General features: G+C 47.9%; 1 protein-coding gene. It reads left to right on the forward strand.

Annotated features, from left to right (window positions below):
* The first annotated feature begins 212 nt into the window (after window positions 1-212).
* Complete coding sequence (locus HMPREF9072_RS12635; RefSeq protein WP_009410833.1) at window positions 213-380, forward strand: hypothetical protein; 168 nt, start codon at window positions 213-215, stop codon at window positions 378-380.
* Window positions 381-384 lie beyond the last annotated feature (4 nt).

A 384-nucleotide genomic window follows, 5' to 3' on the forward strand; every position in this document is an offset into this window, starting at 1 on the left:
ATATAAGTAGTTGATTCATACTGTGATACGACAACGCAAAAAATGTTAAAAACACGGTTTCGAGGCGAAAGAAAGAGAAAAGGCAATAAGCCTTAGGCCATAGGCACTAGGAGGGAGTGTGACGGAAAATCAAAGGAAACCGCCCCCTTATCACATACTCCGCTCTCGCGGTGCACATACCCGGCTGTCGCTGGCTACCTTCAAAAGGGGGAATGTGGCGAATCATTTATTGGGTAAGCCCCCGAACCCCCGAAGGGGGACAAGCTGGAAAAGGTGACAAACTTCCCCCCTTTACACATACTTCGCTGTCGCTGGCTACCTTCAAAGGGGGAATTAGGGACGGGAACGTCGAAGGGATAATTAGGGAATTAGCAAATTAGAAAA

It is taken from the genome of Capnocytophaga sp. oral taxon 324 str. F0483 (genome assembly GCF_000318315.2).
GTDB classification, from domain to species: Bacteria; Bacteroidota; Bacteroidia; order Flavobacteriales; family Flavobacteriaceae; genus Capnocytophaga; species Capnocytophaga ochracea.

Excerpts from the sequence above, each read along its gene's own strand:
- HMPREF9072_RS12635 (WP_009410833.1), top strand. The coding sequence starts at position 213 with ATGTGGCGAATCATTTATTGGGTAAGCCCCCGAACCCCCGAAGGGGGA.